Here is a 5,373-nt window from a genome sequence, read left to right on the forward strand (position 1 = left end):
AAAGCCCGTTACCCGGATGCCACCCACCACTGCTGGGCTTACCGGATTGGGGGGGCTTACCGCTTCGGGGATGACGGGGAACCAGGCGGCACGGCGGGCGCACCCATTCTCAAAGCCATCGAGGGCCAGGGCGTAGACCACGTGATGGTCGTGGTGGTGCGTTACTACGGCGGAGTCAAGCTAGGTACGGGCGGACTGGTCAGGGCCTATGGCGGCACGGCGGCGGAATGCCTGCGGACGGCTCCCCGCTTGGAAGTCCGTCCCCGCCAGCACCTGAGCGTGAGTGTGCCGTTCGAGCACCTCAGCAGCCTGTACCACCTGTTGGGGCAGTGGGACACCGAGCGTGGTGAGGAAAGCTATAGCGCGAGCGGCGTCTCCCTCCCCGTCGCGGTCTTTCCAGAGGATGCCGAAGCGTTTGCCACGGCCCTGCGCGACGCCACTCGGGGAGCGGCAGAGGTGGAAGAAACTCAGTCCTGAAAGCCGTTCGGGTGGTGGCGGTGCCAATCCCAGGCGGTCTGCACCATCTGACGCAGGTCGGTGAACTGTGGTGCAAATCCCAGGTCACTGACGATGCGCGAAGCGTCGGCCACCAGCCGGGGCGGGTCCCCTGCCCGGCGGGGCGCGAGTTCACGCGGCAGGGGCGTGCCGACCACTTCATCCACCGCGTCCAGTACCTCCTGCACGCTGAAGCCGCGCCCCAGGCCCACGTTGTAGGTGGCGGCCATCATCCGGCCCGCCAGCAGCGCCTCGACCGCCAGCACATGCGCGTCGGCGAGGTCCTGCACATGCACGTAGTCACGCAGACACGTGCCATCGGGCGTGGGGTAGTCGTTGCCGAAAACCATCATCTTCTCGCGCTGCCCCAGCGCCGTGAGACAGGCCAGTTCGATGAGGTGGGTCTTGCTGGGATGGGCTTCACCGATGTGCCCACCCGGAGCCGCACCGCAGACGTTGAAATAACGCAGCACCGTGTAGGGCAGCCCATGCGCGACGTGGAAGGCGTGAATCATGCGTTCGGTCATCAGTTTGGTTTCGCCGTACACGCTTTCGGGACGCAGGGGGGCATCCTCGGGAATCGGGACGGCGTCGGTGGTGCCGTACACCGCAGCCGTCGAAGAAAACACCAGCGGCACTTTGCGGGTGTCCACGATGGCTTGCAGCAGGTTGAGGCTCCCGGTCACGTTGTTGCGGTAGTACCGTCCCGGCGCCCGCATGCTCTCGCCCACCTCGATCAGGGCGGCGAAATGAACCACTGCGTCGGGTCGCTGGCTTTCGAGGGCCGTCCGAATACTGTCGGGGTCGAGTAGGTCGCCGCGCAGTAGAGGCACGTCTGTGGGCAAAGCCGCCGCGTGGCCGCTGGACAAATTGTCGAACACCACCACCTCATGCCCCGCCGCCCGCAATTGCCGCACCGTATGCGAGCCGATATAGCCCGCGCCGCCGACCACCAGAAGTTTCATCGCTGCTCAGGGTAACGGCTCGGGCTGGCGCACAGGCAAACTTACCCATTCTTCATCTGATGGTGGGGCGATGCTTTAAGAGTTAAAGTAGGCGGGCTATGGAATACCGCAAACTCGGCAGGAGTGGTCTGAAGGTCAGCGAAGTCGCCCTGGGCGGCTGGGAAACCTACGGCGTGAATCAGGACGCCTCCAAGATGGTGGGCGACATCGTGAAGGCCGCCTACGACGAGGGCGTGAACTTCTTCGACCAGGCCGACGTGTACGCACGCGGGCAGTCCGAAACCCTGATGGGCGCGGTGCTGCGCGAGTTTCCCCGGCACACGCTGGTCATTTCCAGCAAGGTGTTCTGGCCTATGAGCGACGATGTCAACGACCGGGGCCTGTCGCGCAAGCATGTGCTAGAGAGCATTGACGGCAGCCTCAAGCGCCTGGGCACCGACTATCTCGATATTTATTTTGCCCACCGCTACGACCCCGAAGTGCCGATGGAAGAAATCGTGATGGCCTTTGATCAGGTCATCCGCGACGGCAAGGCGCTGTACTGGGGCACCTCCATGTGGCCCGCCGCCCGCATCGCCCAGGCAGTTGAGTTTGCGCGGGCATACGGCCTGCACGCCCCCGTCACCGAGCAGCCCGAGTACAGCATGGTGCGCCGTGACCGGGTGGAAAAGGAAATCCTGCCCTACACCCAGGAAGCGGGGCTGGGGCTGGTGGTCTGGAGCCCGCTGGCGATGGGCCTGCTGACCGGCAAGTACGACGAGGGCAAGCCCGAAGGCGCCCGCCTGAGCGAGAAGGACAACTGGGCGAGCAGCTACCTGACCGAGGAAAACATCCAGAAGGTGCGCGAGCTGAAACCCATTGCCGACGACCTCGGCATTACCCGTGCCCAGCTCGCGCTGGCGTGGCTGCTGCGGCAAAAGGGCGTGAGCAGCGTGATTACCGGAGCCACCAAGGTCAACCAGATTCAGGACACGGTCAAGGCCGCCGGGGTCAAGCTCAGCGACGACGTGCAGGCCCGTATCGAGGAGATTCTCAAGCCGTCGTGAGTTGAAGGGCCGATGGCCGATGGCTCAAAAGAGGGGAAGCTTTGACGAAGGCCCAGGCTTTCCCTTCTTTTTGCTTTGACGCCCGGTGCCCTCTATCCCTGGTCAGCCTTGCCCCACCTCTCTCATGAGAGAGCGGACTAGAGTGCCACTCGTGCAGAAAGTCGGCCCCCTCGTGCTGCTGGGAATTCTGGGATTCGCCCTGTTGTTCGCGCTATGGCCGAGCGGCAAGGCCCCACAGGCCCAGACCGGAATCACCCTTCAGGACGTCCAGTTGACGCTGTACCCCGCCCGTGACCCCGAGGCCGTGTGGCGTTTCGCCGCCGCCCAGGTACGCCACGACCCGGTAGGCAGTGTCACCGACCTGAGCGGGATTGCGGGAGGCAAGCGCCTGCTGCGCCAGCGCGACGCCGCCGGGCAACTCACTGGCGCGGAAACGCTGGACGCCACCGTACAGGCCCCCAGCCTGAGCATCAACGGGCAAGACGACATGGTGACGCCCCGCGCCCAGATTCGGCTGGTCAAGGAATGCGCCGACCTCGCACTGGAAGGCACGCCGCAAACCCCGGTCAAAATCGAGCAGGGCTACGGCTTTTCCGCGCCGAGGGCCGTGCTGGACTCGCCCGCCGTCAGCGGCAACATCTACGACCTGCGTATGGATTTCCAGTTCAACGTCGAGCAGGCTTCTCCCCAGTCCAACTGGGGCTGGGACCCCGACGCGACTGAAACCTGCCGCGACGGTCAGCGGGTGCCGCTCTGAATCCGGCTGTCCCTAACCCGACTTTCAGCAAACTTTCCCCCTGTCAGGAGAATCCCCATGAAAAAAATTGCCCTGTTCGCTGCCCTGTCCACCGCTGCCCTGAGTGCCCCCACCGTACTGGCCCAAGCGCCCAAAGCCACCTCCTCGGCAGTCAGCACCAATCCCAGCGCCGACAAACGCATCATCAACTTTCAGGGCGCACCTACCGGCAACCTGCGTACTGGGCCGCTGACCTTCACCGGTAGCCCGCTGCGCGCCACGGTCAGCACCCTGCAAATCACCGCGCCCAAGGCCGTGCTGTCGGCTCCGGCGGGCGTGCCCATCGTTGAGGCCAAGGGCAAGCGCACCGGTGAATTCAGCGGCCCCGTCAGCGTGTCGCGTGGTCGCCTGAGCGCCAAGGGCGGCAGCCTGACCTACAGCGAAGCGTCGGGCACGGGCGTGCTGAAGGGCAACCCCAGCGCCACCTTCGTGCCCGAGGACAAGAAGGACGGCGACACCGTGACCATCACCGCCGGGCAGATGAGCCTGGACGTGGACACCAACGTTTCGACCAGCACCGGCAGCGTCAAGCTGGTCAGCGGCGATCAGACGGGCCGCGCCGAGAAACTGGTGTTCGACGAAGACCGCGAACTGGCACAGCTTTCGGGCAACCCCACCCTGACCCGCGCCGCCAAAGCCAACCAGAAGGAACTGGTCATCAGCGGCGACGAGGTGCGGGCGCTCACCAAAAACAAGACGCTCTACGTGCGCGGCGGCGTCAAGCTGGTGCAGGGCACCATCACGACCACCGGCGACGCCGTGTACTACGACGACGCCAAGGACGTGGCCTACGTCACCGGCAACGCCGTGAGCGTGGATTCCAAGAGCAAGGTGACGCTGCGTGCCCCCAAGAGCGGCTACCTGGAGCAGAACACCAAGCTGGCCCGCGTGAGCGTCAAGAACAGCAGCTACGCGATTCCCACGGCGCAGTTCAAGCTGCGCGGCGAGAAGTGAGCGGGGGCCATGCCTGAGCGCCGTCCGGCCCTGGCCCTGCTACTGACGGCGGCCCTCGGCACAGTCGCCTGGGCCTGGGCACAGCAGGCGGCCCCCGCTACCACACCCCCACCAGCAACCGCACCCGCACCGTCCGTCACGAGCGATGTGGTCACGGCGCACGAGAAGGCCGGGCGCTGCGTGGAGGGGTCCGAGCAGGCCTGCATGGACCTCGTGCGGCAGGGCAAGGACGGCAAGGAACACCGCATCATGGTGATTCGCACGGGGACGAGCGACGACACCGGCATCTATGCGGTCTGCACTCCGCCCGACGGCGAACCGGAAGACGCGCCCAATATCGGCATCTTCAGCGAGAGCGGCCCCGGCGGTATCCGCATCGTGATTGACCGCAACCTGATTCGGGTGCCGCTGGCCGAGGTCGCGCAGCTTCCGGCCAAAGAAGGACAAACGGGCAGCGACGGCAAGGTCGAGGCCAGCAAGGGCACGGCCCGCTTTCTGGACGACGTACCGGAGGGCAAGACCGACCGCCTCTCGCGCTGCGGGGTGGAGGCCGAGCGCCAGCCCGCGCCCGGCACCGTGTTCGTCACCCAGGGCAAGACCCAGCTGGTCGGGCAATCGCTCGTGTACGACGGCGCTGACGGCATCGCCCGCATTGATGGCCCCATCACCTTCAACCGCACGGACCAGAAAGACCCCCTATCCGGCGAGAGCCGCCAGATTGAGATCAACGTGGACAGCGAGGCCACCGTGCTGGTCGGTGACGTGGTGCTCCGCAGCAAGGGCGGCCGGGTCAGCCGGGCCAGCCGCGTCGAATACGACGACCAGGCCAATACCGCCCGCCTCTACGCTTCGCCCGAGCAGCCCGCCGAGAGCGTGCGCGGCAGCGACTCGCTCAAAATCACCAGCGGCGTCATCGTGTACAACCTCGAAAGGAACGAGGTCTACGCCAACGCGGGCAAAGAAGGCAACATCAGCGGCGAGTTTCTGGACGGCACGCCACCCAGCGCCCCCTGACAATCTGTCTAGACCGTGCCGCGCCCCCTCCAGCAACCGGGCGCGGCGCGGTCGCGTAGTGGGGGTATGCGACAACCCGCTGCCCCAAGGCCCGCACTGGCCC

The 5,373-nt window shown here is 65.7% G+C and carries 6 protein-coding genes; 5 read left to right on the forward strand and 1 reads right to left on the reverse strand.

The genetic code is table 11. From position 1 onward, the window contains the following. Positions 1-477, forward strand: a 477-nt coding sequence (locus Q4C89_RS09410; RefSeq protein WP_303102350.1) for a YigZ family protein, incomplete at its 5' end; no start/stop codon positions are given. Here Q4C89_RS09410 and galE read toward each other — a convergent pair. Then, on the reverse strand, positions 468-1,460 hold the full coding sequence (gene galE, locus Q4C89_RS09415; protein WP_303102351.1) for a UDP-glucose 4-epimerase GalE: 993 nt from the start codon (positions 1,458-1,460) through the stop codon (positions 468-470). The two genes, Q4C89_RS09410 and galE, sit on opposite strands and share 10 nt — an antisense overlap. Before the next feature lie 98 nt (positions 1,461-1,558). Between galE and Q4C89_RS09420 the strand changes: the two genes are divergently transcribed. The 4 genes from Q4C89_RS09420 to Q4C89_RS09435 all read left to right on the forward strand — a co-directional run bounded on the left by Q4C89_RS09420 (position 1,559) and on the right by Q4C89_RS09435 (position 5,270). Next, complete coding sequence (locus Q4C89_RS09420) at positions 1,559-2,506, forward strand: aldo/keto reductase family protein (protein ID WP_303102352.1); 948 nt, start codon at positions 1,559-1,561, stop codon at positions 2,504-2,506. 151 nt (positions 2,507-2,657) lie between these two features. Further along, complete coding sequence (locus tag Q4C89_RS09425; protein ID WP_303102353.1) at positions 2,658-3,263, forward strand: hypothetical protein; 606 nt, start codon at positions 2,658-2,660, stop codon at positions 3,261-3,263. Positions 3,264-3,320: 57 nt separating this feature from the next. Continuing rightward, positions 3,321-4,256, forward strand: coding sequence for an LptA/OstA family protein (locus tag Q4C89_RS09430; protein WP_303102354.1), 936 nt, complete (start codon positions 3,321-3,323; stop codon positions 4,254-4,256). Positions 4,257-4,265: 9 nt separating this feature from the next. Further along, complete coding sequence (locus Q4C89_RS09435; protein ID WP_303102355.1) at positions 4,266-5,270, forward strand: LptA/OstA family protein; 1,005 nt, start codon at positions 4,266-4,268, stop codon at positions 5,268-5,270. Positions 5,271-5,373 lie beyond the last annotated feature (103 nt).

The sequence above is a fragment of the Deinococcus sp. genome (assembly GCF_030523985.1).
In the GTDB taxonomy this organism is placed as follows: Bacteria; Deinococcota; Deinococci; order Deinococcales; family Deinococcaceae; genus Deinococcus.